Annotated in this window: 16 protein-coding genes and 1 other annotated feature; of the genes, 1 reads left to right on the top strand and 15 read right to left on the bottom strand. The window is 37.4% G+C overall.

Annotation, left to right across the window (positions count from 1 at the left end):
• Positions 1-20 precede the first annotated feature (20 nt).
• The 10 genes from HR057_RS12670 to radA form a co-directional block, all read right to left on the bottom strand.
• Complete coding sequence (locus HR057_RS12670; RefSeq protein WP_173731827.1) at positions 21-530, bottom strand: NYN domain-containing protein; 510 nt, start codon at positions 528-530, stop codon at positions 21-23.
• A 6-nt stretch (positions 531-536) separates the two neighbouring features.
• Positions 537-1286: a 23S rRNA (guanosine(2251)-2'-O)-methyltransferase RlmB gene (gene rlmB, locus HR057_RS12675; RefSeq protein WP_173731812.1), complete on the bottom strand. Its 750-nt coding sequence runs from the start codon at positions 1284-1286 to the stop codon at positions 537-539.
• The gene (locus HR057_RS12680; protein ID WP_173731828.1) at positions 1270-1635 is read right to left on the bottom strand and encodes a Mini-ribonuclease 3; all 366 of its coding nucleotides are present in this window, start codon (positions 1633-1635) and stop codon (positions 1270-1272) included. The genes rlmB and HR057_RS12680 overlap by 17 nt, the downstream gene beginning before the upstream one ends.
• A 70-nt stretch (positions 1636-1705) precedes the next feature.
• Positions 1706-3106 carry a cysteine--tRNA ligase gene (gene cysS / locus HR057_RS12685; RefSeq protein WP_173731813.1) on the bottom strand — a complete coding sequence of 467 codons (1401 nt, stop codon included), beginning with the start codon at positions 3104-3106 and terminating at the stop codon, positions 1706-1708.
• Positions 3107-3108: 2 nt separating this feature from the next.
• Complete coding sequence (cysE, locus tag HR057_RS12690; RefSeq protein WP_173731814.1) at positions 3109-3756, bottom strand: serine O-acetyltransferase; 648 nt, start codon at positions 3754-3756, stop codon at positions 3109-3111.
• An 83-nt stretch (positions 3757-3839) separates the two neighbouring features.
• Positions 3840-4071: a binding site (T-box leader), on the bottom strand.
• 144 nt (positions 4072-4215) lie between these two features.
• Positions 4216-5673 carry a glutamate--tRNA ligase gene (gene gltX / locus HR057_RS12695; RefSeq protein WP_173731815.1) on the bottom strand — a complete coding sequence of 486 codons (1458 nt, stop codon included), beginning with the start codon at positions 5671-5673 and terminating at the stop codon, positions 4216-4218.
• A gap of 509 nt (positions 5674-6182) precedes the next feature.
• Positions 6183-6656 (bottom strand): 2-C-methyl-D-erythritol 2,4-cyclodiphosphate synthase, encoded by a 474-nt coding sequence (gene ispF, locus HR057_RS12700; protein WP_173731816.1) that lies wholly within the window; start codon positions 6654-6656, stop codon positions 6183-6185.
• Between the two features lie 3 nt (positions 6657-6659).
• Positions 6660-7349 carry a 2-C-methyl-D-erythritol 4-phosphate cytidylyltransferase gene (gene ispD / locus HR057_RS12705; RefSeq protein ID WP_173731817.1) on the bottom strand — a complete coding sequence of 230 codons (690 nt, stop codon included), beginning with the start codon at positions 7347-7349 and terminating at the stop codon, positions 6660-6662.
• 31 nt (positions 7350-7380) lie between these two features.
• Complete coding sequence (locus tag HR057_RS12710; RefSeq protein ID WP_173731818.1) at positions 7381-8493, bottom strand: PIN/TRAM domain-containing protein; 1113 nt, start codon at positions 8491-8493, stop codon at positions 7381-7383.
• A 137-nt stretch (positions 8494-8630) separates the two neighbouring features.
• Positions 8631-10025 carry a DNA repair protein RadA gene (gene radA / locus HR057_RS12715; protein WP_173731819.1) on the bottom strand — a complete coding sequence of 465 codons (1395 nt, stop codon included), beginning with the start codon at positions 10023-10025 and terminating at the stop codon, positions 8631-8633.
• A gap of 212 nt (positions 10026-10237) precedes the next feature.
• On the opposite strand from radA, the gene HR057_RS17395 reads away from it, so the two are divergent.
• The gene (locus HR057_RS17395) at positions 10238-10474 is read left to right on the top strand and encodes a transposase (RefSeq protein ID WP_407926126.1); all 237 of its coding nucleotides are present in this window, start codon (positions 10238-10240) and stop codon (positions 10472-10474) included.
• A gap of 103 nt (positions 10475-10577) precedes the next feature.
• On the opposite strand, the gene clpC is transcribed toward HR057_RS17395, so the two are convergent.
• From clpC to HR057_RS12745, 5 genes are all read right to left on the bottom strand, one after another.
• Positions 10578-13001, bottom strand: coding sequence for an ATP-dependent protease ATP-binding subunit ClpC (gene clpC, locus HR057_RS12725; RefSeq protein WP_173731820.1), 2424 nt, complete (start codon positions 12999-13001; stop codon positions 10578-10580).
• Positions 13002-13007: 6 nt separating this feature from the next.
• Complete coding sequence (locus HR057_RS12730) at positions 13008-14087, bottom strand: protein arginine kinase (protein ID WP_173731821.1); 1080 nt, start codon at positions 14085-14087, stop codon at positions 13008-13010.
• 3 nt (positions 14088-14090) lie between these two features.
• Positions 14091-14636: a UvrB/UvrC motif-containing protein gene (locus HR057_RS12735; RefSeq protein WP_173731822.1), complete on the bottom strand. Its 546-nt coding sequence runs from the start codon at positions 14634-14636 to the stop codon at positions 14091-14093.
• Positions 14637-14682: 46 nt separating this feature from the next.
• On the bottom strand, positions 14683-15153 hold the full coding sequence (locus tag HR057_RS12740; RefSeq protein WP_173731823.1) for a CtsR family transcriptional regulator: 471 nt from the start codon (positions 15151-15153) through the stop codon (positions 14683-14685).
• 244 nt (positions 15154-15397) lie between these two features.
• Complete coding sequence (locus HR057_RS12745; RefSeq protein WP_173731830.1) at positions 15398-16060, bottom strand: MgtC/SapB family protein; 663 nt, start codon at positions 16058-16060, stop codon at positions 15398-15400.
• Positions 16061-16630 lie beyond the last annotated feature (570 nt).

Genomic DNA, 16630 nt, shown 5'->3' on the forward strand with positions numbered 1-16630 from the left:
AAATTTAGGGAGTCAACCTTTTATCGGTCACCTCGGCGCCATTTTTCAAAAATTTCTGCAATTTCCCGCTTAATATTGATACGGTTCGGTGCTTTTTTTTGATTTGTTTTATGGACGGACCGATCAATATTTTTTTCAATTTCAATCATTTCATTTAAAAGTTCCCGCGCTGATTTCCTTAACGCACCTTGTCCAAAAACAACCCATTGCTCCGTATAGTCTGATGTAGCAACATGAACTTGTGTTTTAATATTATTTAATTCATTTGCCATTTTTTCAATTCTTTCATCTGCTGTTTCATTTTCTCTTGTATAAATAATTTCTACATTATGGGTTTTTGTTTTTTTTTCAATTCCCGGAACTTGATGGGCGTCGAATACAATGATGACTCTATATCCAGTATAAGCTTTATACTCCGCCATTTTTTCAATTAACTTATCACGAGCGGCAGCAAAATCGGTTTTTTTTAATTCTCGCAGTTCAGGCCACGCACCTATAATGTTGTACCCATCTACAATTAATACGTCCATCATCACCTAAACTCCAATAGGATGTCGTTTTCGATAGACCTCATACATTAGCAGGCTTGCCGCAACAGATGCATTAAGCGAAGTGACCTTCCCTACCATCGGAAGCCGAACTAAAAAATCACATTTTTCACGAATCAAGCGGCTAATTCCTTTTCCTTCACTACCTATCACAATTGCTAATGGCATTTTCCCATCGAGCTGTCGATAATCTTGCGTTCCTTTTGCATCTGTCCCAACAATCCATACACCTTTTTCTTTCAATTCTTCGATTGTTCTGGCCAAATTTGTTACCCTTGCAACCGGAACATGTTCGATAGCTCCAGTGGACGCCTTTGCAACCGCCGCCGTCAATCCAACAGCCCGCCTTTTCGGGATGATAACGCCATGAACACCCGCTGCATCAGCCGTACGCAAAATTGAACCTAAATTATGCGGATCTTCAATTTCATCTAAAATTAAAAAAAAAGGGTCTTCCTTTTTAGAAGCAGCCGCCTTAAATAAGTCATCCACTTCGGCATAATGATAGGCTGCGACGGAAGCAGCCACTCCTTGATGGTTACCAGAAACCGTTTGGTCAATTTTTTGCTTTGGAACATACTGTACGATGACGCCTCTTTGTTTGGCAAGGTTTAAAATTTGCTGAACTTGCCCTTTTTGGGAACCTTCCGCAATCCAAATTTTATTAATATCACGTCCTGCTTTCAACGCTTCGAGTACTGGATTTTTGCCAATGATCCATTCACTCACTACAACCATCCACTCCTTTCTGAATAGTTTTATAACCGAACTCCATCAGCTCATACAATCGATCTTTTTCACCCGCTAAATAGTGATACCCAAGCAAAGCCTCAAAGGCAGTGCTATACCTGTAGGTCTGTACGTCTGTATTTTTCGGAATTGTACCAGACTTGGCGTTCCTGCCCCTTTTCACAACCGCCATCTCTTCTTCTGTCAATAAACCTTGTTCAATAAGTGCGTGTATCATTTCTGCCTGCGCTTTCGCAGAAACATACTTTGTCGCTTCAAGGTGAAGACGATGGGGTCTTACCCCACCGTTTATCAATAACTTATATCGAATAAAGCTTTCAAAAACTGCATCTCCCATATAAGCTAAGGCAAGTGCATTTAATTGTTTAACATCAATCGTATGCGTATTATTTATTTCGTCCACGAATCTACATCCTTTTCCAACGGGTTCCTTGTGGTGTATCTTCTAAAATAATATTCATTTCTTTTAACTGGTCTCTAATTTGATCTGCCAACGCAAAATCACGGTTTTTTCTTGCTTCTATTCTTTTTTCAATTAACGCTTCGATTTCTTCATCCAATAGTTCGTTTTCTTTTTGCAGCTTAATGCCCAATACATTTGTTAATGTTTCAAATTCATGCAAGAATGCATCAATGACTTTAGGGGATGTTTGTGGTTCTCTTAAATAAATATTTGCTTGTTTCGCCAAATCGAATAAAACCGAAATTGCATTTGCCGTATTAATATCATCATCCATTTCTTCAATAAAACGGGCATGTAGTTCTTGAATAATAGCAAGCCATTGTTCATCATTGTTGGTTAAACCTGTGCTGCTTTCTTTTCTGTGCAAAAGATTTTCATAAGCTGTCCGAAGTCGTTCAAGTCCGCTTTTTGCGCTGTTTAATAATTCCTGGCTAAAGTTAATAGGGTTGCGGTAGTGAACAGACAACATGAAAAAGCGAAGTACTTGCGGATCAATTTGTTTCAAAATATCATGAACTAATACGAAATTGCCAAGCGATTTTGACATTTTCTCATTATCAATTTGAATATATCCATTATGAAGCCAATAATTTGCAAAAGTTTTTCCTGTTAGCGCCTCTGTTTGCGCGATTTCATTTTCATGGTGTGGGAATGTTAAATCTTGTCCGCCAGCATGAATATCTATTGTCTCTCCGAGATATTTTTTCGCCATTGCCGAGCATTCAATATGCCATCCCGGTCTTCCTTTTCCCCATGGGCTCTCCCAATAAATTTCACCTTCTTTAGCCGCTTTCCATAAGGCAAAATCTAATGGGTCTTGTTTTTTCTCACCTACTTCAATTCTCGCTCCAAGACGCAATTCCTCAATTGGTTGATGGGAGAGTTTTCCATAATCTTTGAATTTCCTCGTTCGAAAATATACATCCCCATCCGATTCATATGCATACCCTTTTTCAATTAGCGCTTCTATAAATTCAATAATAATGTCCATATTTTCCATTACTCTCGGATGAACATCTGCTTTTTGCACACCTAATGCGCCAACATCTTCAAAGTATGCTTGAATGAACCGTTCAGCGATTGTAGGCACATCTTCCCCTAATTCATTCGCTGCCCGGATTAATTTATCATCAACATCAGTGAAATTGGAAACATATTTTACTTCATATCCACGAAATTGCAAATAACGGCGAACCGTATCAAATACGATTGCCGGCCGTGCGTTCCCAATATGGATATAGTTATATACGGTTGGACCGCAAACATACATTTTTACTTTTCCTTCTTCAATTGGATGAAACTCATCTTTTTGTCTAGTTAATGTATTGTAAAATTTAATGGCCATCATTATTCACCTCGTGGCTTCAATCTCTCTATTTCTTCTTTCAATCCTTTTATTTTATTTTCCAAATCCGATATTTTTTCAGCAATTGGATCTGGCAATTCATTATGTCTTAAATCATGGGCTGTCACTTTTACTCCATCTTTCACTACAACTTTTCCAGGGATCCCAACAACGGTTGAATTTGGCGGAACATCGCGAAGGACGACAGAGCCAGCCCCAATTTTTGAGTTTTCCCCAATTGTAATAGAACCTAATACTTTCGCACCTGTAGCAACTAGGACGTTATCTTTTAACGTTGGATGCCGTTTTCCTTTCTCTTTTCCTGTACCACCTAATGTTACACCTTGATAAATAGTCACATTATTTCCGATTTCACAAGTCTCACCGATCACGACCCCCATACCGTGGTCAATAAAAAAACGCCGACCAATTTTAGCCCCTGGATGAATCTCAATTCCAGTGAAAAAGCGGCTTATTTGTGAAATTAATCTAGCCAAGAAGAAAAATTTTCGTTTGTACAAAGCATGGGCAATTCGATGGGCCCAAATTGCGTGAAGTCCAGAATAAGTTAATATCACTTCTAAATAGCTTCGAGCTGCCGGGTCTTGCTCAAAAATAACTTCGATATCTTCACGGATGCGTTTAAACACTTCTTTACCCTCCTATTTTATAACTCAAAGTTTTGTGAATCAATGAAAAGGGAAGTATTAAAAAAAGCGTCTCTATGCATAGGCACAGAGACGCTTTATTGCGCGGTTCCACTCTGTTTGGACAAGTAAAAAACTAAACTTGCCCCAACTTATCCTCATAACGGGAGAGGCCGCTTTTGCCTACTAGGAAAAACCGTTCAACAAAAGACTCTGAGGTGCATTTTCAAGTAGGATTGCTTAAACTACTTTCAGCCAGTGGTAGTTCTCTCTGTCAAGCAAGCGCCTATCTTTACTTCTCCTCATCACAGTTTTTGCTTTATTATGTTTGTTTTTCATTACATTAATAGCTTCGTTTTAGGCTTCCGTTTTATTTATATATATACTATATTACCTTTTTTACTATTTGCCAATCTTTAAATATTGAAAGTTAAAATAATATGATATGCATCCTTGAAAATCTTATGATAAGAAAGCTTCAAGACGTGCTATCACTTTTTCTTTTCCTAACAATTTGATTGTTTGCGGCAAGTCCGGACCATGAACTTGTCCCGTTACAGCTGCGCGAATAGGCATGAAAAGATTTTTGCCTTTTTGACCGGTTTCTTTTTGAACAGCTTTCATTGCTGCTTTAATTTCATCAACAGTATAAGAATCAAGCCCTTCAAGTTGTTGTTTAAAACTCATTAACACTTGAGGCACTTGTTCTCCGCTCAAAACTTCTTTCGCTTCTTCATCGTATACGAGTTCTTCCTTGAAAAATAGCTCGGTTAGTTCAACAATTTCAGCACCATAGCTCATTTTCTCTTGGTGAAGGGCAATCAGTTCACGTGCCCATTCCCTTTGTTCATCCGTGAGCTGTTCAGGAAGACGGCCTGCTTTTATTAGATGCGGCAGCGAAATATCTACAAGCCTGTCCACATCGATGCGTTTCATATATTGGTTGTTCATCCATGTTAATTTATTGGTATCAAATACAGCCGGCGCTTTGGACAAACGTTTTGGATCAAAAATTTGAATAAATTCTTCTTTTGTAAAAATTTCTTGCTCTCCACCCGGAGACCAACCTAATAAAGCAATAAAGTTGAACAATGCTTCCGGTAAATAACCTAATTCTTCATATTGTTCTATAAATTGAATGATTGTTTCATCACGCTTGCTTAACTTTTTATGAGATTCATTGACAATCAGCGTCATATGGCCAAAGATCGGCGGTTCCCAACCGAATGCTTCATAAATCATTAATTGTTTCGGTGTATTAGAAATATGGTCATCCCCGCGCAATACATGGCTAATTTCCATCAGATGGTCGTCAATAACTACCGCATAATTGTAAGTTGGGATTCCATCTTTCTTTACAATTACGAAATCCCCAATGCCGTTTGAATCAAAAGAAACTTCACCTTTAACGATGTCATTGAACGAATAGGCGCGGTCTTTTGGAACTTTAAATCGAATACTATATTGGCGCCCTTCTTTTTCAAGCTTTTCATGGTCTTCTGGAGTCAAATGAAGGCATTTCCTAGAATAAATAGGTGTTTCACCTTTCGCCATTTGCGCTTCCCGCTCCGCTTCAAGCTCTTCCTCTGTACAATAGCACTTGTAAGCAAGGCCGCGAGCCAATAAATCTTCGGTATATTTTCGGTAAATATCGAGACGTTCCATTTGGCGGTACGGGCCGTAACCACCATCTTTATCAATACTTTCATCCCAGTCAATTCCAAGCCAAGTTAAATATTTAAGCTGACTTTGCTCTCCGCCCGGAATATTTCTTTTAATGTCTGTATCTTCAATCCGAATAACAAATGTTCCATTTTGGTTTCGAGCAAATAAGTAATTAAACAATGCCGTACGTGCATTACCAATATGTAAATGACCTGTTGGGCTTGGTGCATAACGAACTCTAATCTTTTTTTCCATAAAAAATCAGACACCTTCCATTCAATTTCCTAAAATCTTCAACCAACAATCCACCACTGAACACCCTTACTGTCTTATTGGAGAGGCCTTTCTAAATAAGTAAGCAGTTTTTCACTCAGACGCTATTTTACCTAGTCACTTCTTTCATGTTATGAAAAAACAAGGCCTAGACAAAAACCTTACAACCTTACAATAAAAGTCATTACGAAAAATTCCCTACTCATTAAACTGTTTCCAGTTGTAGTAGTCCCCTCAATCCAACCTTCCAACCAATAAGAGTGTTTTTTCGACAGTTTTCCCTTTCAGTTGAGTTTATTATAACAAAAAAGGGGAGAGCAAGGTGGAATTTTCAAATACTTCATATGGTACAAAATTGTGTATATTTTTTCCCAAACCTTCATCTAACAACCATTCTATCTTTCTTTATTATTACACTAACATCTTTCAAACGTTAAAGCAGGAAAGTTACCAAACGGACAAACAATCTCTTCTTTATTCATATTCAATCTTTATTTTGTAAGAAGAATGACTGCTTGAGCGGCTATCCCTTCCTCACGCCCAGTAAAACCTAATTTTTCGGTAGTAGTAGCTTTCACATTGACTTGACTAATTTCAGCTTCTAACAATTTCGCAATCCGTTCTCTCATTTGCTCAATATACGGGGCCATTTTCGGCTTTTGGGCAATAATTGTGCAATCTAAGTTCCCAAGCTTATAACCTTCTTTTTTAACAAGAGACCAGACATCCTCCAATAATTTTGCCGAGTCTGCCCCCTTATATGTTGGGTCGGTATCAGGAAAATGTTTACCGATATCGCCAAGTGCGAGAGCTCCAAGTGCTGCATCAGTAACCGCATGTAAAAGTACATCAGCATCAGAATGGCCGAGCAACCCTTTTTCGTACGGAATCGTTACGCCGCCAATAATGAGCGGACGACCTTCCACAAGCTGATGAACATCAAATCCTTGTCCTATTCGAATCATCTACTATTCTCCTTTTCTATTAGCTAAGATCGCTTCACCATATATTAAATCTTCAGGTGTTGTTAATTTAATATTTTCATAATCACCCATTACCATGTATACGTTTTTCCCTAAACGCTCAACAAGGCTGGAATCATCTGTCCCTAAAAACTGATCTTTTTCAGCCTCTTCGTGGGCTTTTAAAATAACAGAAAGACGAAAAGCTTGTGGGGTTTGCACCGCCCACAAGCTTGAACGCTCCACCGTTTTTTCAACAATATTGTTTCGAACGGCTTTTATTGTATCTTTCACAGGAACGGCCACAATTGCTCCATCATATTGGACGGCATAGCGAACAAGTTCATGAATCATTCGCTTTTTAATAAATGGTCTGGCACCATCATGAATTAATACAATAGGGTCGCGTTCTTGAATCACTTTTAATCCATTATAAACACTATGCTGTCTTTCTTTCCCACCAATGACGATATTAAGCACTTTATTAAGCTGATAATCACGTATAAGTTCTTGAAAAATAGAAACTTCATTTTCATTAACAGCAAGGATGATGCCCCGGCAAGCTTCATCTTGTTCAAACACTCGCAACGTATGGATAATGACCGGAATCCCATTTAATTTAATAAATTGCTTATTCATCCCTGCTTTCATTCTTTTTCCTTGGCCTGCAGCAGGAATTACTGCATAATAGTCCATAATCTTCACCCTGCAACCTATATTGATTCTTTTATAAAGCTTTTTCCAACAGCTTCGGCTTCGCAAAAATCATTCTTCCCGCAGAAGTTTGCAACACGCTTGTCACAAGGACATCAATGCGCTTTCCTATATAATCTCTGCCTTCCTCTACAACGATCATTGTACCATCATCAAGATAAGCAATTCCTTGATTATGTTCTTTTCCATCTTTAATAACTAGAACATTCAATTCTTCACCAGGAAGAACAACAGGTTTCACAGCATTTGCTAAGTCATTAATATTTAATACTGGTACATTTTGCAATTCGCAAACTTTGTTTAAGTTAAAGTCATTCGTAACAACAATTCCTGAAGTAAGCTTCGCCAACTTAACAAGCTTACTGTCTACTTCCTGAACATCATCAAAATCTCCTTCATAAATTTCTACATTCATCTCTAATTCTTTGCGAATCCGATTTAAAATATCTAAGCCGCGCCTACCCCGATTTCGTTTTAAAGCATCAGATGAATCAGCGATATGCTGCAATTCTTCCAGAACAAATTGAGGAATGACAATCGTTCCTTCCAAAAATCCTGTTTGGCATATGTCAGCAATGCGGCCATCAATAATAACGCTTGTATCGAGAATCTTCAATTTTCCTGCAGGAGTCTCTTCAAGGAATTCAGTTCCATCAGGTGATGGTTTCTTTTTTTCTTTCGTTCCTAAACGGGCGGGGATTGAAAACAAATTAATAAGTTCTTCCCGTTTTTTAAATCCAACTTGAAATCCTAAATATCCTAAAAACAACGTCACAAAAATTGGAATAATAGTGCTCAAAACTTGAAAGTGTATATCTTTCAAAGGAATCATAATTAAATAAGCTACAATAAGACCGATAATAAGACCTAAACTTCCAAATAAAATATCTGTGGCCGGTGCCTTTACTAACGTTTCTTCAATTTTACGTATTAACCCAACAATATAATCAACAACCCAAAATGTAGTAAGAAATAAAATAAGTGCTCCATAAACGGCAGATGCATAAGGCGATACTAGCCAGCCAATTTCACTTATATGAATGGCTTTGAATAAAAGTGGAAAATATAAATAACCCAAGGTTCCGCCTACGATAACAAAAAATAGCTGTACAATTCTTCTAACCATTCCTTCACCTCCCTTACCAGTATTAACTTCTTTTCTATTTTAAAAACATGCTCACTTCCCAAAAGTCATTCACCTTCTATTTTATATTGTTACGATAGGAAATATCAATTTTAATGGCCCTTTACCAAAATTTGTTCTCAATGTGATCTTCCTAAAGTATATTCTAATGCTTCCTGAACATTTGAAACCCCAATCACTTGTATACCCTTTGGTATTTGCCAGCCACCTAAATTTTTCTTTGGAACAATCGCCCGTTTAAAACCCATCTTAGCCGCTTCTTGCACTCGTTGTTCAACCCTTGATACCCTTCTAATTTCACCAGTCAGACCAACTTCGCCAAAAACGACGTCCGTTGGGTTGGAAGGCTGATCACGGAAACTTGACGCAATACTAACAGCTATGCCAAGATCAATCGCAGGTTCATCAAGCTTGATACCACCAGCAACTTTTAAGTAAGCATCATAGGAACCAAGCAATAAACCTACTCTCTTTTCTAGTACAGCCATGATGAGCGAGACCCGGTTATGATCGATTCCTGTAGCCATTCTTCTCGGATTTCCAAAGCTAGTCGGAGCAATTAGCGCTTGTATTTCAACAAGTACCGGCCGTGTTCCTTCCATGGATGCAACTACAATTGATCCGGCAGCTCCCTCTGAACGTTCCTCAAGAAAAATTTCCGATGGATTTAAAACTTCCTGTAAACCATCATCTTTCATTTCAAAAATGCCCATTTCATTCGTGGAACCAAATCTATTTTTGACAGCACGTAAAATCCGATACGTATACGAGCGCTCACCTTCAAAATATAAAACAGCATCCACCATATGCTCCAATAGCCTTGGACCAGCAATTGCACCTTCCTTGGTCACATGACCAACTAAAAAAATGGCGACTCCTTTTGTTTTAGCAAGCCTCATAAAATGAGAGGTACACTCTCGTACTTGAGAAACACTTCCAGGCGCAGATTGCACTTCGGGATGGTAAACGGTTTGAATCGAGTCAATAACGACAAACGTTGGTGACAATTCATCAATCGTTTTTTCAATATAGGCTAAGTTAGTTTCCGCCAATACAAATAGCTTTTCACTATTTATACGTAATCGGTCAGCCCGAAGTTTCGTTTGTCTTAAAGATTCTTCGCCAGAAATATATAAAACTTTATGATGGTAACTTGCAAGTTGGGAAGAAATTTGCAATAGAAGCGTCGACTTACCAATTCCCGGATCACCGCCGATTAAAACAAGCGATCCAGGAACAATGCCCCCGCCCAAGACGCGGTCTATTTCTTTGTAGTTGGTATAAATTCTCGGTTCTTGAACTGATTCGATGGAAGAGATGACGCGTGGTTTATTGGAGGCCCCACCTGTTAATGATTCTAAAGAGGTTATGAACGTTTGGTGTCTTGTCGGCTTCGCAATTTCCAACTCTTCAACCATCGTATTCCATTGATTACAGCCCGGACATTTCCCCATCCATTTCGGTGATTCATAGCCACATTCTTGACAGCAAAACTTTGTTCTTCTTTTAGACATGAAATAATTTCCTCTCTTAACTAAACTAACCATCTATTTTTATGATACCACAGTGAACCTCCCCACCCAAATCAAAGATTTGGATGCAGCTTCGTTTAACTTAAATAAATGCATAATTAAAGAGATGTAAACGTTTGGAAGAGATCGCAAATTAATGATTTGAAAATACTAAATGTAAAGGTCGAATTTAATGGAGAGAAGACCATATCCATATTCTTTTTGAAACTACACCTCAAGTACAACTTTCTAATACTTTTAAAACAGCAAAATCTCGATATATAAGAAAAGAATTTGCCAAACACTTAAGCAAATTCTATTGGAAACCTTATTTTTGGAATCGAAGTCATTTAATATTAAATTCCGGCGTTGCACCATTAGAAGTAATAAAAAATATATACAAGAACAAGAAATGTAAGTTACTATTATTTTTCGCGATTAACTCCCCCTAAACCGAAAATTTAGAGGGAGACTGCATCGCGATTTTTAATACAAAATTGGATGAACAAAGAAGGGGCTGAATCAACGTAATAAAGATTAGCCGCTTCTATTCATTTATTCTGTTATGACGACATATTCGTCATCTTTAACATCAATAATTACTTTTTGACCTTTTTTAATAGTTCCTTTTAATAATTCTTCGGATAGGCGATCCTCGACTTGTTTTTGCAACGCTCTTCTTAAAGGCCGTGCGCCATATTCAGGGTCATACCCTTCATTGGCGATTTTTTCCTTAGCTGCATCTGACAATGTAAAATCAATATCTTGTTCTTTTAGACGCTTCGATAATTCATTAGCCATTAATGTTACGATTTGGTTAATATGCTGCTTCTCTAAAGAATGGAAAACAATAATTTCGTCAATTCGGTTCAAAAATTCTGGACGGAATGCTTTTTTCAATGCATCCATTACTTTTGACTTCATATCTTTATATTCTTGGCCTTCTTGTACGTTAAAGCCTACATATTTATTCCGCTTAAGTTCACTTGCACCAACGTTAGAAGTCATAATGACGATCGTATTGCGGAAGTCGACCGTTCGCCCTTTTGAATCTGTTAAACGTCCGTCTTCTAATACTTGAAGAAGAATATTAAACACTTCAGGATGTGCTTTTTCAATTTCATCTAATAATACAACAGAATATGGCTTTCGTCTTACTTTTTCAGTCAATTGACCGCCTTCTTCATGACCAACGTAACCAGGAGGTGAACCTACTAAGCGAGATGTCGTATGTTTCTCCATGTACTCTGACATATCAATTCGGATAAGGGCATCTTCATCTCCAAACATTGCTTCTGCAAGTGCCCGAGCCAACTCTGTTTTCCCTACACCTGTTGGACCTAAGAAGATAAATGATCCGATTGGACGTTTTGGATCTTTCAAACCGGCCCGAGCGCGGCGAATCGCTTTTGCCACCGCTACGACCGCTTCTTCTTGTCCAATGACCCGAGAATGAAGAATATTTTCCATATTCAATAGGCGTTCTGTTTCTGCTTGAGCTAATTTTGCTACAGGTATGCCAGTCCATGCGGAAACGACTAAAGCAATATCTTCTGGTGTAACTTCAGAGTTTTCTTTGCCTTGCTTTTCTTTCCATTCTTTTTTCGTTTTTTCTACTTCCTCGCGAAGTTTTTGCTCAGTGTCACGTAGAGAAGCTGCTTTTTCAAATTCCTGGCTTTGGACAGCTGCATCTTTTTCTTTTCTAATTTCCTCAAGTTTTTGCTCAAGAACCTTTAAATTCGGTGGAGCTGTATAAGAGCGAAGACGCACTTTTGCTGCCGCTTCATCAACAAGGTCAATCGCTTTATCAGGTAAGAAACGATCAGAAATATATCGGTCGGAAAGTTTTACTGCAGCTTCGATCGCTTCATCTGTAATTGTGACACGATGATGTGCTTCGTAACGATCTCGCAATCCTTTTAAAATTTGAATAGCCTCTTCTTGGGTTGGCTCTCCAACTTGGATCGGTTGAAAACGTCGTTCAAGCGCTGCATCTTTTTCAATATATTTTCGATATTCATCTAAAGTTGTTGCCCCGATGCATTGCAATTCACCACGAGCAAGAGATGGTTTTAAAATATTGGATGCATCAATGGCTCCTTCTGCACCTCCTGCTCCAATTAATGTGTGCAACTCATCAATGAATAAAATAATATTTCCTGCTTGGCGAATTTCATCCATCACTTTTTTCAAGCGATCTTCAAATTCACCACGGTACTTTGTTCCAGCAACAACAGTACCCATATCCAATGTCATGACCCGCTTGTTACGGAGAATTTCTGGAACTTCATTTTGGACGATCTGTTGAGCCAAACCTTCAGCAATGGCAGTTTTACCAACGCCAGGTTCTCCTATTAACACCGGATTATTTTTAGTTCGGCGGCTTAACACTTCAATCACACGTTGTATTTCTTTGCTCCTGCCTATAACAGGATCTAAAGCTCCTTCACGGGCAATTTGCGTTAAATCACGGGCTAAACTATCCAATGTTGGGGTATTGACATTTGCTGCCGCTCCTCCTTGGTGGCTGCCGGTTGGAGACTCATTTGACCCTAATAACTGCAACACTTGTTGGCGTGCTTTATTTAAGCTAACACCTAAATTGTTTAAAACCCGGGCAGCTACTCCTTCTCCTTCACGAATGAGGCCTAATAATATATGTTCGGTTCCTACATAAGAATGACCAAGCTTTCTAGCTTCATCCATTGAAAGCTCAATAACTTTTTTAGCTCTTGGAGTGTAATGGATAGTTTGGCTTATTTCATCTCCACGACCAATTAATGCCTCAACTTCTTCTTGTATTTTTTCAGGACCAAGATTTAATGCTATCAGCGCTTTGGCTGCAATTCCTTCTCCTTCACGAATAAGACCTAATAAAATATGCTCTGTTCCAATATTGTTATGGCCTAATCGAACTGCTTCTTCTTGCGCAAGGGCCAACACTTTTTGCGCTCGTTCTGTAAATCTTCCGAACATCAATTTAGATCACTCTCCCATCGAATCCTTTTCTAGTTTTAAGCGTTCACGAATTAAAGTAGCCCGTCTTACATCCCTTTCTTCAGGCGTAAGCTTTTTTCCTGCATATTGTTGTAAAAAACCTGGCTGTGTTAAAATCATTAATTCACTTAAGATTGATCTTGGTATATTTCTAATAAATCCTAAATCAATGCCAAGCCTTACATCAGATATACATTGGGAGGCTTCACTTGATGAAATGATGCGGCTATGTGCTAATTGACCATAGGAACGCCATACTTTATCTTCAAGTTGTATTGCAGATGTTTTTACTAACATTTCTCTTGCGTTACGCTCTTGGGCAATCACTTGGGAAACTACGCTTTCCAAATCTTTTACAATATCTTGTTCGGACATGCCTAAAGTTATTTGGTTTGAGATTTGGAAGATATTCCCCTGTGCTTGGCTGCCTTCTCCATAAATTCCTCTAACAACTAATCCTAATTGATTAATGGCTGGAATAATTCGATTCATTTGGTTCGTTAAAATTAATGCAGGCAAATGAACCATGACAGAGGCTCTAAGACCTGTACCAACATTTGTCGGACAGCTAGTTAAATAACCCCTTTTCTCATCAAATGCAAAATCTATTCTTTCTTCAAGCCAATCATCAATTGCATTAGCAATTTGAAGGGCTTGTGATAATTGCAAACCAGGAGTTAAGCATTGAATGCGAATGTGGTCTTCTTCGTTAACCATGATGCTGACTTCTTCATTTTCTGATAATACAACCGCACCTCTTTCTGAAACTTCAGCGAGATGTGGGCTGATTAAATGTTTTTCAACTAGTACACGTTTCTCAATAACCTCTAAATCATTCATCTTGATCATTTCGAATGAACCGATGCTGCCAAATCTTTGATTTTGAATTGAATCGTTTATTAATTGCAAAACTTTTTGTAAATCTTCTCCAGAAGCTAATGTTGGGAAAACGATATCTTTCAAATTTCTAGCTAAACGGATTCTGCTGCTTAAAACGATATCATGATCTGGGCCTTCCATCATCATCCATGGACTTAACGCCCGATTAATAAAGCGGTGCACTGACATCGTTTACTGTTCCCCCCCTCTTTGATCCTGCAAAAGTTGCTCTAAGGAGCGGATTTTGTCTCTTAACTCAGCTGCTTTTTCGAATTCCTCATATTGAATGGCTTTTTGCAATTGTTCTTTTAAGCGTGATATTTCTTTAGAAAGATGAAGATGACCGCCAATACGCTTTGGAATTTTACCATGGTGCACTGTATTTCCACTATGAACACGTCTTAAAATTGGATCTAATTGAGAATGAAATGTTTCATAACAATTTGAGCAACCAAACCTGCCAATTTTCGAAAATTGTTGGAAAGTCATTCCACACCGAGGACATTGGTTAACCCCAATGGTACCAAATGGTTTATTAGTAGAAGTGTTCGCTAACGGATAGTCCAGATTTAATAAACCTGAAAGAAGGTTACTAATGGAAAAACCTCCTGCACCAGGGAACCATTCACCTTTTTCCCTTGCACATTGTTCACAGAGATGTGTTTCAGTTTTTTGACCATTAATAATTTTTGTAAAGTGAACAGAGGCTGGATTTTGATGGCATTCTTGACATTCCATAATTTACACCTCTCCCTCAAGATTTATAAAACGAATCCATTTTTGTTTACTCAGATTCCTTATATTTTAATGTACGAAGCATTGCTTTCAAAATTTTAGAACGCAACTCGTCCCTAATTGGCAATTCAACGAACAATATATTTCGATCAATAGCACTTGTAATCAATCTGGCTTCCCTTGGTGTAATAACTTTTTCTTCTAGCAACCGTTCTACTATTTTATCCGCAGTCGATTGGGAAATTCGATTCGGTATCAATTCAAGCATCTGATCAATTAACTCAGCATGATTTTCCATTTCAACTTTAATGATACGAATATAGCCCCCACCACCTCTTTTACTTTCAACAATATAACCTTTTTCAATTGTAAAACGCGTATTTATAACATAGTTAATTTGTGAGGGGACGCATTGGAATTTTTCTGCTATTTCATTTCTTTTAATTTCTACAACATTATCATTACTAACATGCAATACCTTTTTTAAATACTCTTCGATAACATCAGAAATATTTCGCATCAATCCCTCCCCTTTCTCTTGACTTTGACTTTCTTTGACCTTGTTAATATTATATCTTTTCTTTAATATTTTTTTCAACTAATTACACTTACCGAATCTTCACGAACGAAATTTTCAGTAGTAGCATTCCCTAAATATTATGTGTACAAACTACCGAATGAATGAAGAATTGGCAACAATTTAAAGTTACGTTGCCAATTAGCAGGTATATATTAGACATCATTTGTACTTAAAAGGACGTTTCTTAAGATACTTTTTGAACATAATCTAGGGAGGAAATTTTGCTTTGAATGGCTGCCAAAATAGAGGAATCATCGAAGTAAACTTCCATCGTTACTTTCTTTTGAACGATTCCATTTTCACTAGCTGGTAAATCTTCAATGGAAACATCTCGTAACGATACCCCTTCTTCCTCCACAATCTTTAAAATTTCATTTAACTGATTGAATTTCTTGTCAACAATGACCGTTAAAATATACTCCTCATTCGTTAATCGTAGTTTTCTCTCAAATTTTTTGAAAAAAATTAAACTCAATAATACAACAATTGTTGTTAAAACTGCTGGAGCAATCATCCCAACTCCTACAATTAAGCCAATTCCAGCAACTACCCAAATCGAAGCTGCTGTTGTTAATCCACTGACAGTAGCACCTTTTACTAAAATCGTTCCAGTTCCTAAGAAACCGATACCACTAATTACATAGGCTGGAATTCGACCTGGATCAAACCTGATATTGTTTTGGCTATCGATATAATCTTGAAATCCATATAGTGATAAAAGCATCATTAAACAAGAACCGACCCCAACTAGCAAATGAGTACGAAACCCAGCTGGATGTTTTTTAATTTCACGTTCTAAACCAATGCCCCCACATAATAAAGCAGCAATAAAAATCCGATAAGTCATGACCCAGAAATCATCACCTAAAAATTGTTCCAAAACAATTACCCCCTTTATACAAGTTTTATTAACCGATCTAAAATTTATTTTGTTTATTAATAATTCGGAATGAATTTAGAAATTCCTTGTTTATATTTAGTACATTTTTATGCAAATTCCGACTTGCATGATGGTTTTTACCTCTCAAAGTTTTTAAATAAATAAAAATTTATTTCCTTACCTGTAATTTAAATTGTATTTTGTACAAAATATTTTATTAATTTTTTTATAAGAATTTGGTTATTTTTCATGAGCTTTACTTAAAAAAGCATATAAACGGAATACAGATAGGATTCATAAACAAATATTTCAACCTGGAAAATTGCCAATAGGTATTAGAGGCGTGGGGAAATTTTCTGTTGCCTATAATTTGTTAGTACTTATTACAATTTACAGCAGGAAACATATAGAAGAAACTTTGAAGCAAGTATAATGTTTAAGTAGGATAGTTACTGAAAATTATCTTGATAGAAAGTTAAAAAATGAATAAAACCTATTTGATGGAAAAATAAAAAGCAGCATTTTATGCTGCTTTTC

This window comes from Calidifontibacillus erzurumensis (genome assembly GCF_013303125.1).
Taxonomy (GTDB): Bacteria; Bacillota; Bacilli; order Bacillales; family Bacillaceae_J; genus Calidifontibacillus; species Calidifontibacillus erzurumensis.